This is a genomic window from Neobacillus mesonae, assembly GCF_023715155.1.
In the GTDB taxonomy this organism is placed as follows: Bacteria; Bacillota; Bacilli; order Bacillales; family Cytobacillaceae; genus Neobacillus; species Neobacillus mesonae_A.
Genome location: NZ_JAMBNQ010000043.1, coordinates 1 through 26,522, shown reverse-complemented (window position 1 = coordinate 26,522; position 26,522 = coordinate 1). Strand labels below are relative to the sequence as shown.

The following is a 26,522-nucleotide window of genomic DNA, read 5'->3' as shown; positions in this document are numbered from 1 at the left end:
ACGTATATTTGTGTTTATGTTCGGACAACCTCTATCATATCTAATTTTTTAGGTTCACAAATGAATCTCATTCCAAGTTTTTTGCTCATAATAAAGTTCGGTATGTGTTTCTAACACATCAGGAAAACATTGTGGACAATATTTCTCGTTAAAACGAAATAAACCATTTGGTAATAATGAAAGTTGACTTTTCCAAAAATATCTTCCACATAATGAACACTTTTCCATACCTTTCAAAGCACACAACTCCCTTTATCCTCTTTAATGAATTCCATCTATATTATGTTTCACTATCGTCTTAGGAGTAGGCTGTTATTTCTAAAGGGGAATACAATTTTAGGCACCGAATTCTTCTTATTTGTATATTTCCTTAAAATTTTTTATTCACTATTGTTTTTGGTTAATTACTGTTACTACTAAGCTATTATGACCAAAGGTTGACGGTAAAAGATGTCCTGATTTTGACGAATACCATGTCAAAAGGCTGTGGTTGCGTCAATACGTGTCGTCATGATGATGAGTTAAAATGTCCGACTTTCCTGCATTTAAACTAAAAAATTGCGTTGACGGCACAAATTGTCCGTTTCATGGTACGATTTGGACATTAACACCCGACTTTACAAGGGAACCATTTACCTTTGAGATAATAATTTCAAATTGTATTTCGCAGTTTCAAATTGCAAACAAACGTGGTGTGCTCCCTTATTGCATTATTGATTAGCTTAAAAAGATATAATAACAGTTATTGAAATTGGTGTTATATGATGGGGAATGGTGATAGAAATTTTTTTGTAGGTTAAATTCCAATCGGGTCTTAATAAACGGCAAAAAATATAAAAAGCCAATCCCACACATAAATGAAGGATTGGACTTTTTAACCTAAGTAATTTTAAGTTTTGTCACTACTCCTTCCCGAAACTAACTTAATAATAAACATAACTGCTGCAACTATTAATACAAGGTGAATTATTCCTCCTGCAATATGGAATATTAACCCAAATACCCAAAATAAAAGCAATAAACCAATAATTGTCCAAAGCATCGTTGCTTACCCTCTTTCATTCTCTATAATTTTGTTATATTCCTAAAAAGATATATAATTTAATCCTACTGATGAACTGACTGACGCGGTTGCAGTTGTTCTATTTGCAATCATCGCAGCCTGCTATGCTTGAACTAAATGTAGTGTTTAAACTAGTGATTAGGATGGGATTTCTGCGCCGCCCTTTTTTTATTCAGCTATACCAGCTTTAATTAAAACATTTTAAATGGGACAACGAATTTTTTCAGAATCACGACTTAGAAACAGAAACACAATTCAAAATAAGCGCTCTAATTCCAAGTCCAAGAAGAATGTAATATAAGAAGGAATACAGGTAGTTCCATTTAATATAGCAAACAAGGTTAATCCATTTACATAAGGGTTCCCCAATAAAAGCATATGCAAAAGTCATGATGATTTGGGCTGAAATAAATGATTTCCATGTTCGGGCATATTGGAAAAGCGACATATATGCAACAGGAACCACCGAAACATCAAACGGAAATGCCCTTGGAATTACAGGTAGAAATTCAATAGGATATTCCCAAAATGAAAATTGCAACCCTACTGTGTCAAATAAAATTGTGATCACCATTACAATAACTCCAAAAAGTATGGATTCTACTAGCCATTTTCGTTTCTTTGTGATTATCCACAAAATCTAAGGTGAAATGAAGAAGGACAACAACAGCCACCATTCCCATGTTAAAAACTCATACTCCAACCACCCCATTGCATCCATCGCAAATAACTTGTCTTCCAACAATCGGACTTTCTCAATATTTTCATGGCGGGTGCTTATTATAACCACGTCAATAGAGAATATTAATATTACTACTTAATTACTTAATTATAATTATTTTAGCCTTTTGGGGATAATGTATTCCTTAAGTGGGACTTTGCTATTTTTCCAAGGTTCTAGCGGCCCATTACAACTTTTTCCTTATGCAACTAAATTTTAAAGATACTTATAAACGGGTTACCATTTGTGCATTTTAAAAGAAAAAGGAGGGTGCTTTATGTTGGTATGGATTTTTGGACTCTATTTATTAAATACTGTTTTTATGATCATTATGGCGGTTCGCGAGGTAAGGCGACCAGCAGTGGCTTTAAATTGGATAACCATTAGTTTTATCTTCCCTGTGATTGGTTTTGGGCTCTATCTTATTACATCAAATCCGATACGTATGAATCGAAGTAAAAAGCCAGCTTTTATTTCTTCTGAATCAGACATGCTTCCTGATTCCTTTGGCAACTCAGTTCAGCAGATAGCGAAAGCATTGAAACATTTAACCGGGAGTGGATTAAAGTCTGGTCAAGTACAAGTGCTTATAAATGGGATTAATACTTATGAAAAACTTATGGAATCTATACAGAACGCCCAAAAAACGATTGACCTTGAATATTACATATATAGAGACGACGAAATCGGAAGCTGCATTACGGACTTACCGATTGAACGGTCATTGGAAGGTGTACATATCCGGTTTATAAGAGACGGTTGGGGGAGCAGGAAATTATCCAAAAATCAGATTTTTCGGATGATGGATGCTGGAATAGAATGTCGGACTATTTTTCCTTTACGTCCCCCTTGGATATTTTCAACATTGAATAACCGGGATCATTGTAAGATTGCCCTAATCGACGGAAAAGAAGCTTTTACCGGTGGGATTAATATTGGGGAAGAATATACTGGATTAAAGCCAAATGTAGGCTACTGGCGTGACACTCACGTAAGAATAGTTGGTGAAGCTTCAGCTGATTTGAAAATGGTTTTCGAGAACCATTGGAAGATTGCCTCACCTGAACACATAAGGGGGAAATCTGGAATGAAAACAAGAACAGTAAAAGATGGTTCCTCGATCATTCCTAAAACCAGCAGGTTAAAACCATTTACCACGATGACAGAATGGAGCACAGAGTTGGGAACGGTTGAGCGAACAAAGACGAATAAAGTTCCGGCTAATGAGAAAATGCACCAAGCCTATGTTCAGACAGTAGAAGGTAATCCAAGTATTCCTACACCTTTTATTAGGCAAGCGTACTTTATAGGGTTAACACAAGCCACAAAGACCGTTGATATCACCACACCCTACTTTGTACCAGATCAGGATATTATTATGGGGCTTAAGACGGCTGTGCAACGTGGAGTACGTATAAGATTGCTGGTTCCTCGTCAAGTAAATCAAAAAATGGTAGAACGTGCAAGCTTTACTTATTATGGAGAGTTATTGGAAGCAGGGGTCCAAATCTACTTATATAACAAAGGAATGCTTCATGCGAAGACGATGGTTATCGATGGGGAAGTAGCAGAAGTGGGAGCAGCAAACTACGATATGAGAAGTTTTCGTTTGAATTACGAAGTGAGTGAATTTTTTTACAGTAAAGATGTGGCGATAGATCTTACAGAACAGTTTGAGCAAGACCTTTGTGATTCTGTCCCATTGCGAATGGATGATTTATTGCAACGCTCGCCTTCTTTTTCCGCTGTTATAGCTATTAACTTTTATTTTGAAGATAATCATAATAATACATTCCATAAGCCCTCAGACGATTCAAATCTGAGGGCTTTTTATGTTCTGAGTTTTTTATATTCAGTTTTCGGGGCTTATTAACAGAAAATCAGTAGGAGATTTAAGTTAATTTAGAAAAAATTGCGAATAATAGAAACAAATATGCAGATTTAATCATTTTTTATATGTTCCTATTTTCTTTTTGATTCTTATTGTTTATTAACAACCTCCATCTAAGATAAATCGTATTTATTATTGAAGATACGTCTTATAACAGACATTGTAAATCTAACCAATAAAAAGGAAAAAGAGAGAGAGTAAAAAGTCATTTTCCAATTCCATCCGTTTTTATATTTAACAAGCTGTGTATTTTTTTCTAGCCATATCTCAGCAATTGTCATCGGTACACTGAAATACAGAACTTTTATAAGGCACTGAATAAGGCGAGAATCTTTAGTTAGTTGATTATATAAGACACAAGTAATTGGGAAAAGTATGTAATCAAACAACACGTTTGTTTTAACTTGTTTTGGTAATCGGGTGGGATATTCAACATAGCCTTTATTTACAACCAGATTATCGACAAATGATGCATAATAACTTTTTATAAAGAAAACAAGGAGCCAGTCCTTTGCAAGTGGTTTTTTAATTAAATATATAAAAGAACTTATACCGAAGAAATAAAGGAATTTTATAAGGTTTTTTTCGAATTTTTTACCCAATGTATAGCACCTCCATTTTTGTTCAGCTTCATTTAACAATCTGGACGAGGAAGCCTTTTTGGTTTGAAGATGTGTAGGCATTTCAGGTCTTTTTCCTGCCTTTTCAACAATCACAAGCTTTCGGGCTTTCCATGGTGAATCCGAGGGCTTTTTTGAAAATTATATTAGAACCCCCGGAAGAAATAAAAGGGAAAAATCCTTCATATAAGTTCTTTTTATTCACAAAGATAAAAATTCCCTTTTTAAAACGAGCCACCCTTTAACTCTGGTAAATACGGTGGTATTGGTACATTAATGGTTGATGCCGGTATCTCAAGTATCTTTCCAATTTGAATATCGTAGGGTGAAAGTAATGCGTTGGCTTTTTGTAGATTATCAACGGATATGCCATATTGATTAGCCAGCGATTGTAAAGTATCTTCTTCAGTAACAATATGGTGGGTCCGCAACTTTTCGATTTTACATGCTGATTGCTTAAATGTTGGCTGTTTGGATAGTGGATCGGTAAAATCCGCTGTTAACTCATTTGCAGCTTCCCGTCCTTCCCAACTGCCAAAATGAAATGGAACAAACACTAGTCCTTTTTGTACCACATTTCCAATTCTTGCAGGAACCTCAATCCATCCACGTGGGGACGAGATACGAATAAGTTCTCCGGGAAGAAGTGAAAATAACTCCGCATCTGCCTCATTGATTTCCACATATCCCCGGGGAGCAGCAACATGCAAAAAAGGTGATCGAGCCGTCTTTGTCCTGGTATGCCAATGCCAAACAAGTCGTCCTGTTGTCAGCCACATTGGATACTCTTTTGTCGGCTGTTCAGCAGGTGGCAAATAGGTGATTGGATAAAGGATTGCCCGGCCATTTGGATTTTTCCTTTCATATTCTTGTTTTGTTAAAGGCCGTCCTGTAAATTGATGTTTCGTAAAACTCTGGGTATATTCTGTTTCTGTAGGAAATTTAAAATCAGAATATAGTCTGGTTGTACCTTCAGGATGCTCTTCATTTACAGGCCAGCGAAGGCCATTATACTTTTCTAACTTTTCGTAAGATATCCCGGTCATATCACAAGGACGGCCACGAGAGACATTTTTCCACTCTTCAAAGCATTCTTCTGTTGTAGTGTAATCAATTAACGGATTTCCATCACGATCCTTTAAACCCATCCGTTTTGCAAAATCTAACAAAATTTCAAAATCAGTTCTTACTCCTTCCGGTGGGTTGACGGCTTTTCTTAATAAATTTATCGTTCGCTCTGTATTCTCCATCACTCCCTCTTTTTCCCCCCACAAAGCAGTTGGCAGAACAACATCTGCAACCGTGGCCGTCTCTGTTAAAAAAGGATCCTGAACTACAACGAATGTTTTTTCAAATGCTGCTTTGGCCCGCCGTCTATTCGGAAGAGAAACCATGGGATTGGTGCCGATATTCCAAAAGAAGCCGATTTGGCCCATTTCCATCATATCAATTTGTTCCTCAATACCCTTTTCCGGTCCCACCGGAAGTTTCGCTTCCTCTACATTCCATAGCCTTGCCATCTCTTGTATATGTGACGGATTGGCCGAATTCCGCTGTGCTGGAAAAGTTCCCACCCCGCCTGCTGTCCGGTTGGCGGATGAGCTTGGCTGTCCTGCCATATGGAGTGGTCCGCAGCCTGGCTTGCCAATTAACCCTCTAATCAAATGCAAATTATTGATGGCGACACATGCTGTTGTCGCATCAGCGCTTTGATAGATTCCTTGCAGAGTGGTGGTGATAAGTGATGGAGTTTTCCCTAGCTGTGCTGCCACAAGCAGGAGTAAGTCGATAGGTACCCCCGTTACTTCAGACGTTTTTTCCGGGGTCCAATTTTTTACGGATTCCTCCATTTCTTGAAACCCAATTGTATGATTATCAATAAAGTTTTGATCAATCCAGCCATTTTTTAAAATCAGATGAAGGATTCCGTTTAAAAGAGCCACATTTGTTCCAGGATAAAGTTGAAGATGGATGTCCGCGGCTTTTGCTGTCAGTGTTCTTCTAGGATCAACAGTGATAATGAACGGTTTTCCTGTTTTTTTCTTACGGTTCATGATCCGTTCAAACAGCACTGTACCCGTTTCAGCTACATTGTGTCCAAACAACATGAGCGTTTCAGTTTCGTCTACATCATCAAAGGAAGCTGGGCTGCCATCTGCACCAAATGATTGTAGTAAGCAAAATTCGGTGGTAGCTGTACAAAGCCGGGTATTGGCATCTAGTAAATGAGTTTGCAAGCCGGCCCTGCCGATCTTTGCAATTGTATAGTAATCCTCTAAGAAACCTTGTCCGGTTGAATAGATGGCTATGCTATTTGACCCTTTCTGTTTTAGAGAATCGGTCGCTTTTTTTACTATTAAATTCATCGCCTCATCCCATGTTGCAGGAACTAACTTTCCGGAAGAATCACGGATCATGGGAGTTAACAGACGATCGGGGCTATTATTGGCATACCACTGATTTTCCCCTTTTGGGCCAAGTCTGCCTCTGTTAATGGGATGGGCACTGTTTCCCTTGATTCCAACTATCTTTTCATCTTTCACAGCTATATAGCAGCCGCAGCCGATTGAGCATATATTACAGGTACTGTACACCCACTTATCAATATCTCCCTGGCTGTACACATTTATATCGGTTCTTTCAGTTTCCCAGGACATTGAACTTCCTCCTTGGTTATTGGTTGTGAGAAAAAAAGATCTTGCTGTTAGTGAAGGGCAGATATGTAAAAAGAAGGAATGATATACTTCGTTTGCTTAGCCCCATAAATCCTTTCCAATTCGGCAGCTGAGTGTTCAAGGTTGGTCTTAATCTCCTGGAACAAAGGCTCCAAATTTCTCACTGATTCCAGGTATGGAAGGCTCATCCATTCAACCGCTCTTTTCCATGCTCGGAATGTAGGATTGGCTATTTCATTATCATGATAAATAATTGTCAGAAATTCTGTCATGTTCTTTAGTTCAGCCCCATCATTTGAAAGCTCTTGCATTAGCTTTTTAATCATTTCCAGTTGCTCTTTCAAAATAGTTTGAAGTAAAATCGCAATCGGGTGATCAGAATTTTCTATTTCTTTTATTGCTTTTTCAGTTTGGTTTTGAAGGTCTGAATATAATTCTTTCAGCTTTAACAATAAATTTCCTCTCTTTCTTAAAAAATTAAAACGCTGCGCGCAGTGCTCACATTCTTTACTAAATTTCCCAATAACTTGAGGAATATGCTTTGGATGGGATCATTTTCCTTCATTTAAATTAAGAAATTGGTGAGTTTTTTAAAACAGTCGACTTAGCATTTTTCTTACAGAACAGTTTGGGCGAGACTAAAAGATTCTATCTTATTGGGAAGATTTATTGTAATGCTCTCCTTCCCAGAGGTTAAATAGAGCAAGGTACCTTTTTTAGTCGGTGTAGCCGTAAAAATTTGTTGTATCCCTTTTAATGCATACGAAAAGCCCTTAGATTTTAGGCTAAGAAATTGGGCTTTTTAATATTGAAATTTCCTTAACGTTGTAAATCCGCATTTCCCTGACGCTACCCCTATTGTAACTTTTGAATAATCTACACAGTATTGCTTAAAATGATTACTGGATTTCGATAAAGCAAGAATCCGTGAGGATTTCCTTATGATTATAGTAACGACGTAAAATGGTCGAGTGAAGTTGAAAATCACCAATCATCCGAATAATACAAAGTTCTTGAGTTTCTGACTGAGAAAGAGTTCTATCGAAATCTTTTTCGAAAATATTAAAGTATTTTTCAACAAAGTCAATTCCAAGTCGTTCAGAATAGTGTGTTTCACCCCGCTCTTGTGCATAATGAAGAAGTTTCTGCCACCGCCCCCTGTAAAAATTCAAAGTGCATTCAGTGTAGCCAAGTCGAATCATTTTTCCTGCTCCAGATCATAAATCAATAAAGCTAGTGATTTCCTTTCCATATTTATTTCCCCCCGAAATAATTTGAGCATCAAGCTCATATATCATTCTCGGATATTATGCGAAGTAAATCGATTAGAGACGTTAAAAATATAGCTTTTTTATTGAATACTTTGCATAATTACTTTCTTTGCATAAGGCGGCTTACTTTCACCGTTACTTTCGAACATTGCACTAAATGAATTGGACCAATGGGTGGCGAATCAATGGGAACTATTCCCCCATCAAAAATCATTTAAGACTAGGGAAGGTGAACTTCTCGCAAAAAAGCGCACTCACTTAAAAGAAGGTTATTTAGTACGTTATGCTGATGACTGTGTGCCACGAAAGCAACCAAAATGTGCTTAAGCACACTGGAAGCTATGCTGCACTTAAGATGAGAGTAGGCCTCTCGCAATCGCTATACAGGTAGAGATTGCAAACCCCTTAAGGTGCTATAGTCAAAAGCTATGGTATTGAGCGTTAAGGAAAAGGCAGAGCAAGACTTTGTCAGGTACATATTAAGGAGACGAAAACTATTGAACCACTGAAGAAGTATCGTAAGCATAGAGGTGTCATCAAAACTGAGGGGGAGTCGTTAACTCAGGATAAGTTCGTAGGAAACCTGTCTACTGTCCGTTCGGTGATCGGTATAAAGGCGGTAAAGGAGATTTGGAATACTCCTTTAAAAAACAAAAAGCTACCGTACTTTGGTAGCTTTATTTTTCTTTAGTCTTGTGCAAGCTTATCCCTATTTAGTGCAACAGGAGGTTTCTCCATCCACTCATTTTTTATCATAAAGGATTTTATATTTTCTTCATATTGATACACATCTGCAATTATTTTTGCATATGTAGTTTTTAAATCTTTTCGGATACTTACTGCTGCACTATACCCATAACTGGCGATACCATCACGACTAAGTTGGTCTAATAGATAAGATATTAATTTATCTGAAAAAGGAGATGTTTTACCATCCAAAACATTCGTATCCCAAGTCATTGGAATAGGCAAATCATTTTGAACTAAAATATCACCTAATTTGTCAATAATATTTAAAGATAATTCTTTTCCATGTTGCAATAAACTCATTAATTGCTGATTAGATGTTGATTGAATAAATCCAATTAATAAGTTTTTACCAATATAATTAATAAAAACATTTTTGTGTAGCTCATTTGCTTCTCTTGCCGTTAATTCTCTATTATCATTAAAGAAGTTACCCAAAAATCCTTTATCTGCAATTGGGTTTGTTTCATGAGTGGAAGTAATTGAAGGAGGTCTTACAAATACTCCCTTTTCCAGTAGAATAGTTGTTGTACGTTCAAATAAACTTGAAATGTTTTTTAATTGTTCATGGAAAAAATTACGGACATCCTCCCTTACTGAATCGGATAGTGCCATACTTGTTAAGGACATTTCAATTTTAGAGATATTATTTAAATAAAATAGTATAAAAACATCCGTATACATCTTAGAGGCATTTGGGTTTAAATCATCTTTAATGTTAAAGGATTTGGGGATTGGATAGTTTTCACTTCGTAGAACAGATTCAAAAAATTGTACAGCAGATTTAGAAATAGACCCCGCCTCACTACAAAGAGATTTAACTTCTTCTATTTCTGTTGTTAAGGTCAGATACTCCAAAACAACATTTGACATACTATTAATCATTAACTGTTCCCAACAGTGTGCTAACTCACCCGCAGTTAACTTTGCAGCCTTTTTATTATCCATATTATCAATTCCTTTTTAAGATTAATTTTATATTCTATAACAAGTATCTGGTATTTTTTTATCAATTATGTAATATTGCATTGAAAATTAATAATTTTTTGGTTTGACAAGGGATTCGGTAACCCTGTAAAAAAGGTAATACTAAATAGGACGTGGCCCAATCGTTTTAAAAAAAGGGGAGAGCGCCTGATCTTGGATTTTTAGATTCGAGTTGAATAGACTAAGATACTTCTGGTTCTTGTAACGTAACTGTGTATCCTAAACTTTCTAATCGTCGTAAAGAATGCCGAACAGAGGATTGCTGTCTCTGCTTATCAAAGAGGGAAACATTTCTTTATATTCGTTCCGATTTCAGCTAATATTTGATCAGCCAAAATCTAATAGCACCACATCTTCCTGATAGGCGTTACTTTTAGGTGCCTTGAGGCTCCTTTACTTTTTTGTCTGGAAATTTGAGGCGTTATTGATTAGACTAATATTGAAGGAAAGGGCAGAATAGTTAAATCAATTCACAAATATTTAAATATTCCCAATCTTGCTCGTTGTCGTTCTAGACCTATTGCTATTAAAGGTTTTTTGTTTCAAATATAAGGAGGACTCATAGAGTGGAAGAGAAAGGTGTATGGGCAGAACCCGAAAACTTTATTTCAGTATTTCGCTGCACTACTCAAAAATATGCTGAAACTTTATTAAAAAAAGGTGAAATCAAATTTAGTACACCAAGCTCTTGGGTTCAGTATGCTCTTGAAAAAGGCGAGGGGCGCGGAGACAAATTAGAAGGAACAATGGCAACATTTCATATGTTTGATATTGACCATATGACTGAATTGAATCAGAAATATAAAGAATATCCTGATCTGGTGCGTATCCCTATTGGACAACGTGTTTACTTGAAGAGATCTAGGAATATGGAGTTGCCATGTTTTTGCTTTTATATTTTAAAGCAAAGTATGTTTGATTGCCCAAAAGAAGAGGGAAAACACAGATTAACAGCAACGGTACCAGCATCATATTTTAGAGATTTTGTGGATAATCTGGATCCTCAAGAAGTAGAGAAATTAGATCAAAAAGATAAGCCTGCTGTTATTTTTATACACGATTACAAGGAGTTTGAACAAAGAATTATCAATGCCCTTATGGCATTGGGACTAAATAGAGAAGAAATAATCATTACACGCGTTTCCTATATTGATTTTTATAAATACGGTGAATATGGTTGGTGGGATTTTGGACAGAGACCACCTATGGAATTAGTAATTAAGCATAATCGGTTTGAAAATCAAAGTGAAGCGAGAATAATCATAAATACGGATGATGAAAGAATTAAACAGATTTTGATAAAACCAATTGAAATTGGTTCACTAGAAGATATGGCTACGGTAAGTAATACATATCTTCATGAAGGAATGTCGGTAGAAATAACTGCAGATTTGAAATTGTTAGATTGAATATTTTAACAGTTATCTAGAAAAACGAAAGATCGAAGTGGTAACATACTCGGTTCTTATGTTCCTAAACACATCGCAATCGCCTTTTCAGGGCGTCAGTCGGTGAGGGTTATGAATACGGAAACGTTGTGAGAAAGTATTAAGCTAATGGAGACTTTACTTGCTGAGCATGGAGTGATGCCGATGCTCAATAAACGGGCGCAATTTTGCAGTAAGAATTGTGCTCTTTCTTTACATTAAGTTCCATAATTGTGCTCTTTCTTTACATTAAGTTCCATATTGTTAAAGAGAATAGAATCCACTAAAAGACAAAATAGGGGGCCCTTTTTAAATGAGATGTTGCGTAAAACCCTACTTTTTTTATGTAAAGCCATTAGGGATGTTTCAATGATGAATAAAAACTGTAAAATGATAAAAAACGAACAAACGCCAATTCCTTAATCTCATGAGTTTGGTTGGTTGTTTTTGCTCACTCCATAAAGTTAAATTTACGGCGAAATTTTGGCTGGACTAGCTGGATTCGAACCAACGATCACGGAGTCAAAGTCTGTTGCCTTACCACTTGGCTATAGTCCAACAAAATCCCCTTTGCAGGGGATAACTATTATTGATAACGGTTTTGTTGATTTTGTTGTTGCCCTGAATTTTGTTGTACTTGAGCTGTAGCTTGTGCTTGCTGAACTTGTTGTTGAGCCTGTTGAATCTGCTGTTGTGCTTGTTGTAATTGTTGTTGTTGTTGTGCAGTAGCTTGAGCCCCTGCTTGGTTTTGAACCTGTTGCAATTGTTGTTGCGCTTGTTGAAGTTGTTGTTGTGCTTGTTGTAATTGTTGTGGATTTGCACTTGATTGAGAAGCAGCTTGAACAGCCTGTTGAGCTTGTTGAGCAGCTTGAATAGCTTGTTGCATTTGTTGTTGCTGTTGTTGTTGTGTCATAAATAACTACCCCCGAAAAGATATTTGTAGTTGATATAAAATATCAACATGCTTAATCTGTGTAAATTTAGGGGATTTATACAAAAGTAATTCCTCCACACTTGAAATAAAGGAGGCAAGGAAATTTTTTAACTAGATGTTAAAATACTCCTAAAATTTAATTGTGACAAGCTGATATTGTTATTTTTATTAATTCATCTAAGTTTTTGATGACTTGTTGTTGTTTTATAGGGGATAATTCTGAAATAATAGCAATGATTTCTTTCCTCTTATCTTTAAATACTTTGTGTATAATCATCATTGATTCCATATAGTGAACACATATTTTTATCAGGCATTTTCTCACCCCTTTTTTATTTGGCAAATCTTTGTTGATTTTTTGTTCGGATCAACCATAAATAGTATTTACAACTTAGAAATGATTAATTGAAAAATTGTGGCTTCCTAACCTACTGCGTAGGAATGTTGAAAGAAATATAAAAAAGCCAAAAGAACATTACTCCCTTGGATTTCTGTCATAATATATTGGTTATTTGCAAAAGTATATATGCAACAGCAGGTCAATAAAGCGACCTAAAATAATGAACACTATCTTTTAAAACCTGTACAATATGCCAATGTGGAGCAATCATAGATTCAAAATGGGTGGTTAGAGCAACCACCAGGGACGAAAGACAAAAAATCAATTTGCCTAACAGAAAGAACAAGCAAATAAAGAATGTGGCAGTTGATTTGAAACGAACCCGCAAATGTCTGATTAGCCGGAATTAGTTCTATCGATTATTGAGGTGAATGGATATGAGAAATTCTAAAGAAAGATTTGAAAATTTGATGGGATTGGACCTTAGAGCACGTCATAAGTACGAACGGGAACAGATGGATCAATCTTTTGAAAATCTTATCATACATAAGGAGATACATGGTGACAAGGTTTATGTCCTATTAAATCTGGAAAGGGTATGGAATCAGATACGATAAAATAATAATTTAATACCTTAGAGTGCAATATTTTGCCGATGTCTTTGCCTATTTCTTTGCATATATAGCGTTAAAACTTCGGTCATGGTTTTACCGTTTTTTTCAACTGCATTCCGAAACTCTTCTCTAATATTTTCTGGAACCTCTATGATTTAGACGAACTGTTTTTAACTGTTTCTGTTTTTTCTTTATGTCCTCCTGTTGCATTAATAATCCCTCCCACTCGTGATTAGCATTAAAGAAAAATATTTCAAGGAGAAGAAACATTTAAAACATTCAATAGATGTTATTATTCTACCCAATTGAAAATGGATTCACAATAATGGTATTTTTTAACATTTTTTTAGCGGAACCTGTCTACGAATTTATTTTCTTTATCAGAATAAGACATTTCATGAACAATACGAAACGAGTATGCAGTAACTTATTTAAGAATCAGGCGCAATTCAGGAATAAGAATTGTGCTATTTCTGCATTTAAGGGCTCATTGAACGAAAAATTGATTTTTATTATCCTGGTTTAAGATACGATTATTTACCCCATGAACTCGATATTGCTACTGATTTAGATAAAAATAAGTTAATTGAAGTAGCAATTTCCTTTGATAAGCCAATGACCTTGGCTGAGGTTTCCAAGCAAATAGGTTATAAAAATGTGATTTGGTTATGGGGAGATACGTCATCAAAAGCTCAAATCGTAGAATGAAGGACGAACTGGATAGTGATAGTCTAAAAACAAAAGGTGGCGGTGGGGCTTTTGGATTTGATATTAATCCTCAAGAGCCTTATTCCAACCAACATGAATATGAGAACACTGAAAGAATTAAAGAAAAAGGGATACCGTAAAAGTCTAGTCAACGAAGCTTTAAATGGAATTGAGGACAACACCCGTTCCACTGAAGGGGAGATTCGATATAACGGGGCTGTTGTGACGGGAACAGCTGAAGAGCTTAGGCGTTTTCAAGACATTCCTTTCATTCGCGCTTCTGTTCTCGGTGCTACGATCGATAAATATTAATGGTATTGTAGGGGTACGGAAACGATTCGAAGATGAGGGACCACTATGGAAAACAAAACCAAAAGTAAATAATTAGATGTATAATGTCAATAGAGTTGTTCCAGAAAAGGGCGTTTTTCTGTAAGGATTGCGCCTACTTTTCTTTTAAAGGGTAATTTTATGCAGGATACTTATGTTAATATTGGTAGTATATTGGACATAAGTGGTTGATATTTAAATTTAAAAATAAAGGAGAAAAAAATGCGAGATGCATTAGATTATTTTCTTATAGCACAGGCAATTATTACCGGAATAATTGTTTATTCAATACAACAATTGTCCGACTCAATTAAAGCCTCTGCTTCTTTTATTGCAACAAGGGATGTGCAATTAAGTTGGGGAACAGAGCTTGGTATACCGACAATTTCTTTAATTTTATTAATTGGAGTTGTTGGATTAGGAGTATTATAATGGACCCAAGAAACTAGACACGAAATGAGGAGATGTTAAAGTAGGTTTATGAAAAGAAATCAATACACACCAGAGTTTAAATCTCAAATCGTGCTAGAGGTCTTAAAGGAAGAAAAAAACCATGAATGAAATCGCTTCATCTCATGGAATTCACGTCAATCAAATTAGACAATGGAGAAATGCATTTCTTGAACAAATGCCTTGATCTTCGCTAAAGAAAATAAAAAAGCGGATCAAATGAAGGCGGAATATGAAAATCAAATTGAAAACCTCTACGCCGAGGTTTGCCGTTTAATCACGCAATTGTCGTGGCTTAAAAAAATCTGGAATCAAGGAGTAGGGCCGAGCGTATTCAAATGATTGATTGGGATGATAAAGAGCTGCCAATCACTACCCAGGCTCAGCTGCTTGGGCTCAATCGTACTAGCTTGTATTATAAGCCCGTCGAGCCTTCTCCTGAGGAAATATTTATCAAGCACAAGATTGATGAACCCCAGTGAGCACCTCTGGCTCCTAAAAGCAGATATCCAATAATGGATTCTGACCCACCTTAAATATTTTAAATTAGTGTCTTGACGAAGGGGTCCACTTTAATTAGCCTCCCTTTATCCATAATTAATGTTTCGAGCTTATAAAACTAAAGTATTTTGAAATTGCTATTTTCCTCCTTGGGGGAGGCATTTGTCTATTTTAATTAAATCCACTTACTTTATCCCTTCCATTGAAAATTACCATCTAAAACTCACTCTTGAAAAACCGAACAAACATTTCTGAAATTAAAAACAATAATAAGAGCTTTTTAATATACTTGTCTTAAAATCATGAAAGACTCCACCTTCGAAGCGAAAAATCCACTACATAATAACGTTGTTACGAAACCTCAAAACGGTGATTATTTTTTATGGTTTGTCATATGATGTCTGTAACGTTCATTTCTCAGGGAGGGAAGAAAAATGCAAATCCATGTAGTCCAACGAAACCAAACATTAACTTTTATTGCGCAAACATATGGGACTACGGTAAATGCTCTTATCGAAACAAACGAAATTCCGAATCCAAATAACCTCGTTCCAGGTCAAACGATAGTCATTCCTATAATAGGAAACTTTTACTGGGTTCAGCCGGGTGACAGCTTATGGTCGATCTCCCAGAAATTTAATATATCCGTTCAAGAGTTGGCTACTGTTAACCGTATTAGTATTAATCAGCCTCTTCAGATTGGGTTTCGTCTTTATATCCCGCCACGTCCAAAGGTTAGGGCTGAATTTAACGCCTATGTGGAACCAAGGGGTACGTCTGTTTCTCCAGAGTTAGAAAGCAGTGCCAGGAAAGCTGCTCCGTATTTAACCTATTTAGCGCCCTTTAGCTTTCAGGCACTGCGAGACGGTAACCTTAAAGAGCCACTTCTAAATAATTTCCCTGCTATTGCCAGCGCCAATAATAATGTACTGATGATGGTGATTACAAATCAGGAAGCCGACGGATTCAGTGATGAACTGGGTCGAATCCTATTGAATGATATATTTTATCAATAACATCGTAGCTGCTGCAAAGAAATATGGGTTCCGTGATATTCACTTTGACTTTGAATACTTACGTCCTGAAGACCGAGAAGCGTACAACCGTTTTTTACGTAAAACACGCGATCGGTTTAAAAGGGAAGGATGGCTTATTTCAACAGCTCTTGCTCCAAAAACAAGCGCCGAACAAAAGGGCCGATGGTATGAAGCTCACGATTATAAAGCCCACGGAGAAATCGTTGATTTTGTCGTAATTATGACATATGAATGGGGTTATAGTGGAGGCCCTCCTATGGCAGTGTCTCCAATTGGGCCTGTAAGAGAGGTATTGGAATATGCTATCACGGAGATGCCATCTTCTAAAATAGTAATGGGACAAAATTTATACGGCTATGACTGGACATTGCCGTTTGTTCAGGGTACGACTGCAAAAGTCGTTAGTCCCCAGCAGGCTATTCAACTTGCCGCAGAGCATAATGTCCCAATCCAATATGATTATCAAGCTCAGGCACCGTATTTTAATTATGTTGATCAGGACGGAAAAAGACATGAAGTTTGGTTTGAGGATGCACGCTCAATTCAAGCGAAGTTTAATCTAATGAAAGAATTAAGGCTAAGGGGTATGAGCTATTGGAAGCTTGGTATAGCATTTCCGCAAAATTGGTTGTTGCTTGTCGATAATTTTGAAGTAGTGAAGCGACCGACTTAAATAAAATGATGGCTATGAATTTTTCACAGCTAATTTTATTAGAATAAAAATGGATCGATCATTTTTCTAAAATAAACATATAAAAAAATAGTACCAATGTCCTGCTGATGTGCATTTTGAATAAATTTTGATGATTTATAAGAAAGTCTAATCGTTACTAATAAAGATTGATAATTTGTATTAAAGTTTGATATAAATCCCGTTGTTATAATGCAGGATTATTTCTTGTAAAGCTGACGGGGCAGGTTTGGTAGACCATCTACTTTTTGTTGATGGTCTTTCTTGATATCTTTTATTTATATGAATTTTCATAGCTTTGAGGGTATTTCAAAAATATACCTTGATGGGCATGGGGTCGAATAGATTAAAAAATAATCCTAACAACCTGAGAGGACTCACATAACCAAGATGCAGTGATGAAAAACTCATGTTTGCAGTGCAAAGCTAACAGCCTGAGAAGCCATTCCTCGTTAGAATGACTTCTTTTTTCTTAAATGCTAAAGATTACGCTTATTTATTGAATTGAATTTCCTATATAAGGATCTTGACTTTGCAAGTAGTTAGAAAATTGCTGAACGGATTGTTGAATATTTTGTGGACTTTCTTTGACAAAACCGTACCAACCGTTTTTAAACATTAAGTTATATAGATCGCGCTGACAGTTTTCCGTTTCTTGGCAAACAGACGCAATTGTACGATACAACGATTCATGGCTTGCTTCTTTCAACGCAACCGAGTACGAGGATGTTAAATATTTTTCCGTAGTTAAGGCATCGTTTAGAAAATCTCTATCGTTCATTTGTGGCGTCTTAGGAACTGGTGTTTGAGGATTTTTAATCCCGTTTGGAATATTTTTGTTCACTATAGTCTCCTCCTTATTGACTCATACTTTGTGAAGGTTGATTCAAATACTGTTGCATCTGTTGAAGCAGCTGTTGATAGTGTCAATCGTGCATTAGTCCAGCTTGTTCAAGCGCTGCCTTTACATGCGGATTTTGAGATTGTTGAGCGAAAAAATGAATTTTTTTCATCGCAAGTAAATTCCAACTTAACATATCCGTTAGATAAAGATGATCCTTTGTTGACATTATTTCAGGCGGTTCCGTCATTACAGCTTGTTGATTATCTATACTCGTCCGCTGTTGTTGCATTATATGCCCTCCTCGTTGAAAATGTTTTAATCTTTGATTAGATTGCCACAAAACTGATATAAATATGCTGAAATAAAGCCTAAATTAAAGAATCTGCAATATTATATGTCGGCATTGGAATGATATGTTGAGGGGGCTGCTGTTGTATTCCTGCTGGCCTCGATAAACATTATATAATTTACACATTCACATCAAAAAAGTATGGAGCGCTTCCCGTATTGCTAATAACATATCGGGGGTGATTTCATATTAATCAAATACAAATTAGAGGCTTTGGATATAATCAATTAGAAAATCCTTCTCTTAATAACGGGCTATGCTCATTAGGTTATCAGGAAGCTCCGTAACTGGTAACGTATATGAGCACTTCCTTACATAAATCTAAGCATCTACTATTTCTAAAAAGTGCAATGTTTGTTCTTGTACGAAGAAGGAATATTCTCCAAGAAAATTGATATCTGCTGAATTGTTTAAGTACCATCCTTCACAATCCCTTTATTTATATTCTAATAAAAGGATGAAACCATTGCGATTCCATCCTCATCTGTTGAATTCTCAGTGTCATTACCTTTGATTTCGAATTTAAGGATCTTCTTTTTATCAACCAGATACGACAGCAGAATTCATGAGCATTCAGCGTGATAGAATAAAATGACAGATATATGGTGAGAAGGAACAACTTCCTGTGCTTCCGATTCCAAGAAATTTGGTGCGTGGGACCAAAATCTAATGGCTGAATGGCATATTCGGTATAGGGGCAGAGGTGTAATGATTTACTGGCATGTGGCTAAATATCTACTCTCAATTAAAATCATGCTCTTCTTCTGAGGTAGCGTCTTGCGATGTATTCGATAACTGTTCTAGATATCTCACTTTTAGTATGAGGGAACCTAGCTTCGTATTGGAAAAACTTAAACATGACAGCAAATCCCAGCTTTGTGTTTCCTCTTTTTAGTTGAATCAACTCTTGTTCATCAGACTGAGGATAAAGTGATCAATTAGTTCATCTAATTCCCAATTCCTTTTCAACTTTTCCCCTCCCTTTGCAGCTTACGATATAGAGTCATACGGGAAATCCCAGCCTTTTCGGCAGCATCTGTCCGGCTCATCCCCTGATCTATGAGATATAGGGCATAACTGATCTTTTCCTCATCAGCTTTTGGTCTTCCAGGAAATTTGCCCCGTTTTTTTGCAGCTAAAATACCTTCCTTTGTTCGTTCGGAAGTGAGATCTCTCTCAAATTGTACAATTCCAGCAAAAATAGTAAACAACATTTTTCCGTGAGCTGTTGTTGTGTCCAGCCAAGACTCCTTTAAACTTTTTAAATGCGCCCCTTTTTGGGCAATGAGTTATGTAATCTCAATCAGATCCTTTGTGGAACGGGATAAGCGAGTTAAATCCGTTACAACAACAGTGTCTTCTGGTCGAAGAAACTCTAACATACGGTTCAACTCTGGCGGATCCCGTTTCGTTCCTGTGACTTTTTCAAAAAAGATACGTTCACACCCAAATTCTTCAAGTTGCTTTTTTGGCGATCCAAATTTTGATCAATGGTAGAAACGCGCATGTAACCAAATTTCATTTACACCCTCACCTTTCAGCATAATTGTACCAAAACTACCAAACAATTAATATTGTTACAGAATATTTTGTTACATATTTTTGTTACGTGATTAATACTAGATTGGCAGACAAAATATTACTATTCACACCAAAGCTGCACAACAAACACAACAAATCGTTGATCAAATCACCCAACGTACGCAACAGATGCAACAAGAAGAACCTCAATATAAACAACAATAATGGAGAAATGTTTTGATGTATATAAAAAGTAAGAATTTTCATGGCTACATAAAGTTCTTTATTAAATCGTTAATATAGAGTCTCCACCACTCTATATTAAGCGGTGAATATATATATTAAACAACACATACTCCTAATTGTTAATACCACAATTTAATGTCGTTGAAAAAGGTTGGTTGTTTTTTTGAGCTGCCTTTACTTTTAAGATGAAGATTCGGTGAAGAGTTGTGGATAAACCAATTCGGGGAATCTTGGTAAAAGTGCCTATCCTTAGGACAGTCGCGGAACGTATTATAGATCGAGGTCTATCCAATGAATTTAATAGGGCTGTTTTTTTGAAGAAAAAGAACATGGAAATATGCATTTCCTGTGAATATTATTTCTGGAAAAGCCAACTTTCGGTATTACCCAGGGGTTCATTTCGTCTTAGTGGACGGTACTGTCCAGAATGTTACCCTAAAGTCTTAGAGGAATATACCAAACTTTATTGGAGCAACGCCCAAGTCGCTGACACTACCTTTTGAAATATGTTCATAAAATGGCTTATAAAAAATAAAAGTTAAATGGGGTGTTGTCCTCTTTTGAAGGTTATGAGGAGATGTACCTGTTGCAATAGATATTTTTGGAAAGGCAATACAACACTGATATCAAAAAATGATCTGACTTGTCTTAACTTACTACCATAAATGCTTTTTAAAATTTCTGAAGGTATATTAAAGCGGACCTTAAAACCTTTGGCCTCGTCAAATGGAAAATTGTTGTTTTCACAATGCGTTGATATCCGGATAATGAGCAGATTTCCTTGTGCGCTCATGGGTAAGTCTTGGAAGAAGGGTTATGTAACAATTCAATCTTCTTTTGTCCCACCAAATATGGTTTTTCCTTTTATTTGAAGGAACCCGGTCATGCATTAGAGTTTACTGATAATTATAAATTACCGGAAAACCCTAATGCTGTATAAAATGGGGAATTGGAGGGTATGATCCCCAAAAAATAAAGTATTCCCGAAGAAAAACTAATTATCCATAAATCTATTATCTTCATTTTAGATCTTTTATTTATTCCTCTGCCTATCTAACTTTTTTACTACATTCTTAACTTTAAGATGACAACATATTATTAGAGTAAAAGGACAGGACAAGGTGATTGTTATTTTTCAAAAATTTTTGGCCACTATCATTGGAAGCTTACTAGTAGGAATTGGGGTAAATGGTTTTCTCATGCCTAACCATTTAATTGACGGTGGAATTCTTGGAATTGCATTAATACTTCATTATTACTTTGATTTTCAGACAGGAATAACATTGGTGGCTTTGAGTCTCCCTATTTGTATATTCGCATCAATGAATGAAAGGGGGTATTTATTTAGCAGTTTACAGGGGCTGTTGATCTCATCCTTGTTCATTGATTTACTTGCGCCTCTTCGTTCTCAATTCTCTACCTCCCACCTTGGCAGTGCATTAATAGGCGGAATAATTATTGGAACGGGTGTAGGTTTAATGTTTCGATATAAGACTAGCGCTGGAGGAACTGACTTACTTGCTAAAATCATTTCCAAAACCTTTTCCTTAAATATAGCACTGGTAATTATATTCATTGATGGACTCATTGTTTTGGCGGGTTTTACCGTACTGGAATTAGACAGTTTTCTTTATTCATGCATGGCCATTGCCGCTGTAGGTCTAACAATTTCCTTAATCGAAGGGGATTAATTTAAATTAGGGATAATTAAGTAGAAGGTTGTAACTCATTATATTTGTCTCTATACATATTTGCCTTGGAACGCCGTGTTTTTTTATGCAGAGGTGCAGCCAACAAACTGCATTTCGCGCGCTAAGCAAAATCATACAAATAAAAAAAGCTAAGTATCCTTACGCTAAGGATATTTAGCTTTTGATTATTTCTCCCATGAAAATCCTTACTCTTTTACAAGGTAAAGTCCCCTATAGAAATCTTATTCTAATGTGTGCACCTTTGCTCTTACTGTAACTTTAAAATAAAGTTTGATAATTTGTAAAAAAGAATGATTATAATGGACCCAAGAAACTAGACACGAAATGAGGAGATGTTAAAGTAGGTTTATGAAAAGAAATCGATACACACCAGAGTTTAAATCTCAAATCGTGCTAGAGGTCCTAAAGGAAGAAAAAACCATGAATGAAATCGCTTCATCTCATGGAATTCACGTCAATCAAATTAGACAATGGAGAAATGCATTTCTTGAACAAATGCCTGTGATCTTCGCTAAAGAAAATAAAAAAGCGGATCAAATGAAGGCGGAATATGAAAATCAAATTGAAAACCCCTACGCCGAGGTTGGCCGTTTAACCACGCAATTGTCGTGGCTTAAAAAAAATCTGGAATCAAGGAGTAGGGCCGAGCGTATTCAAATGATTGATTGGGATGATAAAGAGCTGCCAATCACTACCCAGGCTCAGCTGCTTGGGGTCAATCGTACTAGCTTGTATTATAAGCCTTATTTATCAAGCACAAGATTGATGAAATTTATACCAAGCATCCCTATTTTGGGTCCAGGCGAATTACTGTTGTTCTAAACAACAATGGATTAAATATTAATCGCAAGGCTGTACAACGCCATATGAGGGAAATGGGCATTGCAGGGATTTCTCTTGGCCCTAACCTTAGTAAACGCAATCTTGAGCACCGGATCTATCCGTATCTCCTTAGAAATTTGGCCATTAGCCACCCTAATCACGTCTGGGGTATTGATTTACCTATATTCGCCTCCAACGTGGCTGGATGTATCTTGTGGCTCTGATAGACTGGTATTCTCGCTTTGTCGTTAGCTGGGAGCTAGACCAAACACCTAGAGATTGACTTTGTCTTGGAAGCAGTGAAACGGGCTCTGTCGGTGGGACAGCCAGAGATCTTAAATAGTGATCAGGGCAGCCATTTCGCCAGTCCCCAATATACTGGATTACTGCTGGACAAAGACATCCGAATTAGCATGGACGGTAAGGGAAGAGCCCTTGATAATATTGTTTGACGAAGGGGTCCACTTTAAAAGCTTACTAAAGAGTAAGCTTAACCCTTATAAACACTATCACATGTTCCGGGTTTTGGTTCATAAAAACAATGTTCTTTAAATTGACCAGTATGAGGTTGACCGTACCATGTTGGAGGACATGGACCATGTGGATTAAAATACCATAGTGCAAATTTCGCCGGGTGATCTCTCCAACCATTTATATTTTTTTGTGCTAATCTTCTTTCAGAAGTTCTTGATCTTTGATAAAATACATTCCCTTTTTGCACTGCTTCAAAAGAAAAATTTCCTCCTTGTACTTGAAATATTACATCATGAACAGTGGTTACACCTTTGAAATCTAAGCATTGTGCTACAACACGATTTATTATTACATTTCCAACATATAACATTCCTTGTTTTCCTTCACCTTCAGCTTCTGCTCTCATCATTCTTGCCATTTCGTCCACTTCATAACTTCGATAATTTACTCTTGGCATTTTTCCACCCCCAAAATATAGTATGAAAAAAGCCTACATTCATGCTTAGTTTTTAAAGCTTACAGTTTTTAAGTAAAATGAAAACTATGGCATTCTTTTTATACCTTTATTCAACTGCTTATTTAGTGCAATAAGAAAAAGCCCCAAACCTGGCAGCTCAATCTTAAACTAATGCACCCCGTTACTTTCTGTAGTACTTACTAAATAAAAATGGCTAAAGTAAAGCTTTATATGTATAAGATTTTATATATATAGTGCAACCGTTTTAGTTTTTAAAAATTCCCGCCATTTTGCTATAAATTCACAATTTGATAATTTGTTAAAAAGCGCTTTTTTACTATGACTAAAATCATTAATGTATTGAAAACCATAAAGAAATAATGCTCTTAAAAAGTTAATTGCTATGTATTGAATTCTTGTTAATTTTACTAAGGAAGCTATTTTATAACTTTTTAAATATTTTAATCCTAGGAAGGTAAATAAAATGTGAAGTATAGTATTAGAAATTAAATACAATGGAAATTTACTAAAAGTCATTTTTAACATCCAAAGGCTAGTGACCAAGTAAGGACCAAAATTAAAAAAATTCATGCTATTTAAGGGGGGGAATCCCTTTATAAAATCTCCACCATTTTTCATTTTCACCAAATATATCCAATGCTTTTGTCAATGTAACCATAAATATTGCAGATGGGAAATATTTTTTAAATGCACTCCTACCTAGGAAAGGTACGGTTAACCAAGGAAGAATTAGTATAGTATTTCCATTCGACTTCTAAAGAAATCTTCAATTATTTCGTCTTTGATTAAAGTTCTTCTTCAACAGGGCACGTTAGTTTAACAAAATAGCACTTTTAAGTGTGTTTCTTAAATTTAGATATTGTTGTGTTACATGAGATCAAATGAAGTAAAAAATAAAGATAAAAATGATTTAGCTTTCTATAAAACACTTAACAGTACGCTTTAAATTTAATAATAAACTTATGAATATGCTTCCTAAATCCGCGTAAAATAACAATTCCCATTTGATTTTGCAGATATTGAATAAAATGATGTAAAGATATTTATAGAAAAGGGGCTAAAAATATTAAATAACTTTTAGGGTGAGGAATTTTAAGACTGGGCTAAAAAGCCACACTCAAAAAAATACCAGTCATCCTAAAACAATTAAAAAGATATGCTAAAAAATGATTAAATTTTACGTTAAACTTTGGAGTGGTATAATGAAAAACTCAAAATTATTTTTACTGTAACCTAAATAAAAGGGAATAAAGGTCACTAGTGAATAAAAAAACTTTAAAAACGAACACTAAATTGACTATCTCCTGAAAGGTTGTGTTTTTCTTGAATCAAGAAACAAAAGTAGCAACCGAACTTCAAAAAATGATGATCTGGAACCTGGTTCCAGTCTCAGCTCAAGAAGATATAAATGAGATTTGCAACAGTCTAATGAATGGGTCTGTCACACTGAATGAGTTGGAAAATCGAGATCCGTTTGTGGTAGAAATCATCGAAAAAGCAATGAATCAAGCAGGAAAAGTATAATGGACCCAAGAAACTAGACACGAAATGAGGAGATGTTAAAGTAGGTTTATGAAAAGAAATCGATGCACACCAGAGTTTAAATCTCAAATCGTGCTAGAGGTCCTAAAGGAAGAAAAAACCATGAATGAAATCGCTTCATCTCATGAAATTCACGTCAATCAAATTAGACAATGGAGAAAGGCATTTCTTGAACAAATGCCTTTGATCTTCGCTAAAGAAAATAAAAAAGCGGATCAAATGAAGGCGGAATATGAAAATCAAATTGAAAACCTCTACGCCGAGGTTGGCCGTTTAACCACGCAATTGTCGTGGCTTAAAAAAAAATCTGGAATCAAGGAGTAGGGCCGAGTGTATTCAAATGATTGATTGGGATGATAAAGAGCTGGCAATACCCAGGCTCAGCTGCTTGGGCTCAATCGTACTAGCTTGTATTATAAGCCCGTCGAGCCTTCTCCTGAGGAAATATTTATCAAGCACAAGATTGATGAAATTTATACCAAGCATCCCTGTTTTGGGTCCAGGAGAATTACTATTGTTCTAAACAACAATGGATTAAATATTAATCGCAAGGCTGTACAACGCCATATGAGGGAAATGGGCATTGCAGGGATTTCTCTTGGCCCTAACCTTAGTAAACGCAATCTTGAGCACCGGATCTATCCGTATCTCCTTAGAAATTTGGCCATTAGCCACCCTAATCACGACTGGAGTATTGATATTACCTATATTCGCCTCCAACGTGGCTGGATGTATCTTGTGGCTCTGATAGACTGGTATTCTCGCTTTGTCGTTAGCTGGGAGCTAGACCAAACACTAGAGATTGACTTTGTCTTGGTAGCAGTGAAACGGGCTCTGTCGGTGGGACAGCCAGAGATCTTAAATAGTGATCAGGGCAGCCATTTCACCAGTCCCCAATATACCGGATTACTGCTGGACAAAGACATCCGAATTAGCATGGACGGCAAGGGAAGAGCCCTTGATAATATTGTTACAGAGAGGTTATGGAGAACGATTAAATATGAGGAGGTTTACTTAAAAGATTACGAGAGTCCAAGAGAAGCAAGGAAAGAGATTAACAATTTTATCCACTTCACCATCAAACTTCTCTGACGAGAAGAACTGCGCGTATGGCACAAGACGGGAACAGTCATCAATATAGGCTATTAAAAAGGTCTTGGTCTTTTTCCCATTATCCTGAACAAACGGTCCGTGGGATAAATCCGCCTGCCACAACGCGTTTACTTTTTCATGAGAGAATCTTTTTCTCTCCGGTGTTGCTAATATTTGTCTTCCTACAAGGTTGTGTTTTTTTAATAATCGGATTATAGTAGAGTAAGATATTTCGTTTTTTGGGATTTCTCCATGCTCAATTAGTTGTTCGTAGAAAACGCTAACTGGCATTTGGAGATTTTTTTTCATATTTCTAGGATTTGATCCTGGTCATCGGGGGATAACCTTCGAGAGTTTCCTTTGTCACCACGCTTCTTTGGTTTTAATGCCTCAAATCCTTTTCGTCTATAATGAAGTAGCCACTCTTTCATTGTT

At 36.2% G+C, this 26,522-nt stretch carries 22 protein-coding genes, 1 tRNA gene and 7 pseudogenes; 14 read left to right on the top strand and 16 right to left on the bottom strand.

The window, feature by feature from the left end:
- Positions 1–889: 889 nt before the first annotated feature.
- Both M3183_RS22975 and M3183_RS22970 read right to left on the bottom strand, forming a co-directional pair.
- Positions 890–1,042, bottom strand: a complete 153-nt coding sequence (locus M3183_RS22975; protein ID WP_152984793.1) for a lmo0937 family membrane protein — start codon at positions 1,040–1,042, stop codon at positions 890–892.
- Between the two features lie 250 nt (positions 1,043–1,292).
- Complete coding sequence (locus M3183_RS22970; RefSeq protein ID WP_285880882.1) at positions 1,293–1,700, bottom strand: CBO0543 family protein; 408 nt, start codon at positions 1,698–1,700, stop codon at positions 1,293–1,295.
- Between the two features lie 364 nt (positions 1,701–2,064).
- Between M3183_RS22970 and M3183_RS22965 the strand changes: the two genes are divergently transcribed.
- Positions 2,065–3,657, top strand: a complete 1,593-nt coding sequence (locus M3183_RS22965; protein ID WP_311315400.1) for a phospholipase D-like domain-containing protein — start codon at positions 2,065–2,067, stop codon at positions 3,655–3,657.
- Between the two features lie 131 nt (positions 3,658–3,788).
- On the opposite strand, the gene M3183_RS22960 is transcribed toward M3183_RS22965, so the two are convergent.
- From M3183_RS22960 to M3183_RS22940, 5 genes are all read right to left on the bottom strand, one after another.
- Positions 3,789–4,391 (bottom strand): CBO0543 family protein, encoded by a 603-nt coding sequence (locus M3183_RS22960; protein ID WP_251473359.1) that lies wholly within the window; start codon positions 4,389–4,391, stop codon positions 3,789–3,791.
- A 128-nt stretch (positions 4,392–4,519) separates the two neighbouring features.
- Positions 4,520–6,952: a molybdopterin-dependent oxidoreductase gene (locus M3183_RS22955; protein ID WP_251473358.1), complete on the bottom strand. Its 2,433-nt coding sequence runs from the start codon at positions 6,950–6,952 to the stop codon at positions 4,520–4,522.
- Positions 6,953–6,999: 47 nt separating this feature from the next.
- A complete protein-coding gene (locus M3183_RS22950) occupies positions 7,000–7,422 on the bottom strand; it encodes a hypothetical protein (protein WP_251473357.1) in 423 nt (140 codons plus the stop codon).
- Positions 7,423–7,869: 447 nt separating this feature from the next.
- Positions 7,870–8,172, bottom strand: a complete 303-nt coding sequence (locus M3183_RS22945) for a hypothetical protein (RefSeq protein ID WP_251473355.1) — start codon at positions 8,170–8,172, stop codon at positions 7,870–7,872.
- A 756-nt stretch (positions 8,173–8,928) separates the two neighbouring features.
- Entirely contained in the window at positions 8,929–9,936 is a 1,008-nt protein-coding gene (locus M3183_RS22940; protein ID WP_251473353.1) for a DUF3231 family protein, read from the bottom strand.
- 605 nt (positions 9,937–10,541) lie between these two features.
- Between M3183_RS22940 and M3183_RS22935 the strand changes: the two genes are divergently transcribed.
- Positions 10,542–11,384: a hypothetical protein gene (locus M3183_RS22935; protein ID WP_251473352.1), complete on the top strand. Its 843-nt coding sequence runs from the start codon at positions 10,542–10,544 to the stop codon at positions 11,382–11,384.
- 502 nt (positions 11,385–11,886) lie between these two features.
- Here the strand turns inward: M3183_RS22935 and M3183_RS22930 are convergent.
- A tRNA-Gln gene (locus tag M3183_RS22930) sits at positions 11,887–11,960 on the bottom strand.
- Positions 11,961–11,988: 28 nt separating this feature from the next.
- Positions 11,989–12,315, bottom strand: a complete 327-nt coding sequence (locus M3183_RS22925; protein WP_251473350.1) for a hypothetical protein — start codon at positions 12,313–12,315, stop codon at positions 11,989–11,991.
- Between the two features lie 798 nt (positions 12,316–13,113).
- On the opposite strand from M3183_RS22925, the gene M3183_RS22920 reads away from it, so the two are divergent.
- The 6 genes and pseudogenes from M3183_RS22920 (at position 13,114) to M3183_RS22905 (ending at position 16,989) form a co-directional block, all read left to right on the top strand.
- Positions 13,114–13,293, top strand: a complete 180-nt coding sequence (locus tag M3183_RS22920) for a hypothetical protein (RefSeq protein WP_251473349.1) — start codon at positions 13,114–13,116, stop codon at positions 13,291–13,293.
- Between the two features lie 486 nt (positions 13,294–13,779).
- Positions 13,780–13,998: an anti sigma factor C-terminal domain-containing protein gene (locus M3183_RS27500; protein WP_396953755.1), complete on the top strand. Its 219-nt coding sequence runs from the start codon at positions 13,780–13,782 to the stop codon at positions 13,996–13,998.
- Positions 13,999–14,049: 51 nt separating this feature from the next.
- On the top strand, positions 14,050–14,310 hold the full coding sequence (locus tag M3183_RS27495; protein WP_396953753.1) for an anti sigma factor C-terminal domain-containing protein: 261 nt from the start codon (positions 14,050–14,052) through the stop codon (positions 14,308–14,310).
- A 240-nt stretch (positions 14,311–14,550) separates the two neighbouring features.
- Positions 14,551–14,760, top strand: coding sequence for a hypothetical protein (locus M3183_RS22910; RefSeq protein WP_251473347.1), 210 nt, complete (start codon positions 14,551–14,553; stop codon positions 14,758–14,760).
- A gap of 121 nt (positions 14,761–14,881) precedes the next feature.
- Positions 14,882–14,965: a hypothetical protein gene (locus tag M3183_RS27490; RefSeq protein ID WP_396953754.1), complete on the top strand. Its 84-nt coding sequence runs from the start codon at positions 14,882–14,884 to the stop codon at positions 14,963–14,965.
- A 748-nt stretch (positions 14,966–15,713) separates the two neighbouring features.
- A pseudogene (locus tag M3183_RS22905) lies at positions 15,714–16,989 on the top strand (glycosyl hydrolase family 18 protein).
- Positions 16,990–17,503: 514 nt separating this feature from the next.
- Here M3183_RS22905 and M3183_RS22900 read toward each other — a convergent pair.
- Together M3183_RS22900 and M3183_RS22895 are read right to left on the bottom strand one after the other, a co-directional pair.
- On the bottom strand, positions 17,504–17,851 hold the full coding sequence (locus M3183_RS22900) for a spore coat protein (RefSeq protein ID WP_251473345.1): 348 nt from the start codon (positions 17,849–17,851) through the stop codon (positions 17,504–17,506).
- An 82-nt stretch (positions 17,852–17,933) separates the two neighbouring features.
- The gene (locus tag M3183_RS22895) at positions 17,934–18,140 is read right to left on the bottom strand and encodes a hypothetical protein (protein ID WP_251473341.1); all 207 of its coding nucleotides are present in this window, start codon (positions 18,138–18,140) and stop codon (positions 17,934–17,936) included.
- Positions 18,141–18,815: 675 nt separating this feature from the next.
- Here M3183_RS22895 and M3183_RS22890 point away from each other — a divergent pair.
- A pseudogene (locus M3183_RS22890) lies at positions 18,816–18,978 on the top strand (Tn3 family transposase); the annotation flags it as partial.
- On the opposite strand, the gene M3183_RS22885 reads toward M3183_RS22890, so the two are convergent.
- Positions 18,952–19,104: a DUF4158 domain-containing protein gene (locus tag M3183_RS22885; protein ID WP_251473339.1), complete on the bottom strand. Its 153-nt coding sequence runs from the start codon at positions 19,102–19,104 to the stop codon at positions 18,952–18,954. The pseudogene M3183_RS22890 and the gene M3183_RS22885 sit on opposite strands and share 27 nt — an antisense overlap.
- 61 nt (positions 19,105–19,165) lie before the next feature.
- Positions 19,166–19,722: pseudogene (locus M3183_RS22880) on the bottom strand (recombinase family protein).
- Between the two features lie 119 nt (positions 19,723–19,841).
- On the opposite strand from M3183_RS22880, the pseudogene M3183_RS22875 reads away from it, so the two are divergent.
- The 3 genes and pseudogenes from M3183_RS22875 to M3183_RS22865 all read left to right on the top strand — a co-directional run.
- A pseudogene (locus M3183_RS22875) lies at positions 19,842–19,946 on the top strand (DUF1657 domain-containing protein); the annotation flags it as partial.
- Positions 19,947–21,088: 1,142 nt separating this feature from the next.
- A complete protein-coding gene (locus M3183_RS22870; RefSeq protein WP_251473336.1) occupies positions 21,089–21,658 on the top strand; it encodes a YitT family protein in 570 nt (189 codons plus the stop codon).
- 369 nt (positions 21,659–22,027) lie between these two features.
- Positions 22,028–22,947: pseudogene (locus M3183_RS22865) on the top strand (IS3 family transposase); the annotation flags it as partial.
- A 44-nt stretch (positions 22,948–22,991) separates the two neighbouring features.
- On the opposite strand, the gene M3183_RS22860 reads toward M3183_RS22865, so the two are convergent.
- Together M3183_RS22860 and M3183_RS22855 are read right to left on the bottom strand one after the other, a co-directional pair.
- On the bottom strand, positions 22,992–23,432 hold the full coding sequence (locus M3183_RS22860) for a cell wall hydrolase (RefSeq protein ID WP_251473332.1): 441 nt from the start codon (positions 23,430–23,432) through the stop codon (positions 22,992–22,994).
- A gap of 243 nt (positions 23,433–23,675) precedes the next feature.
- Positions 23,676–24,077, bottom strand: a complete 402-nt coding sequence (locus M3183_RS22855; RefSeq protein ID WP_251473329.1) for a hypothetical protein — start codon at positions 24,075–24,077, stop codon at positions 23,676–23,678.
- A gap of 699 nt (positions 24,078–24,776) precedes the next feature.
- On the opposite strand from M3183_RS22855, the gene M3183_RS22850 reads away from it, so the two are divergent.
- Both M3183_RS22850 and M3183_RS22845 read left to right on the top strand, forming a co-directional pair.
- Complete coding sequence (locus tag M3183_RS22850) at positions 24,777–24,977, top strand: hypothetical protein (protein ID WP_251473326.1); 201 nt, start codon at positions 24,777–24,779, stop codon at positions 24,975–24,977.
- A gap of 48 nt (positions 24,978–25,025) precedes the next feature.
- Positions 25,026–26,069: pseudogene (locus M3183_RS22845) on the top strand (IS3 family transposase); the annotation flags it as partial.
- Here the strand turns inward: M3183_RS22845 and M3183_RS22840 are convergent.
- Positions 26,070–26,522, bottom strand: a pseudogene (locus tag M3183_RS22840) (helix-turn-helix domain-containing protein); the annotation flags it as partial.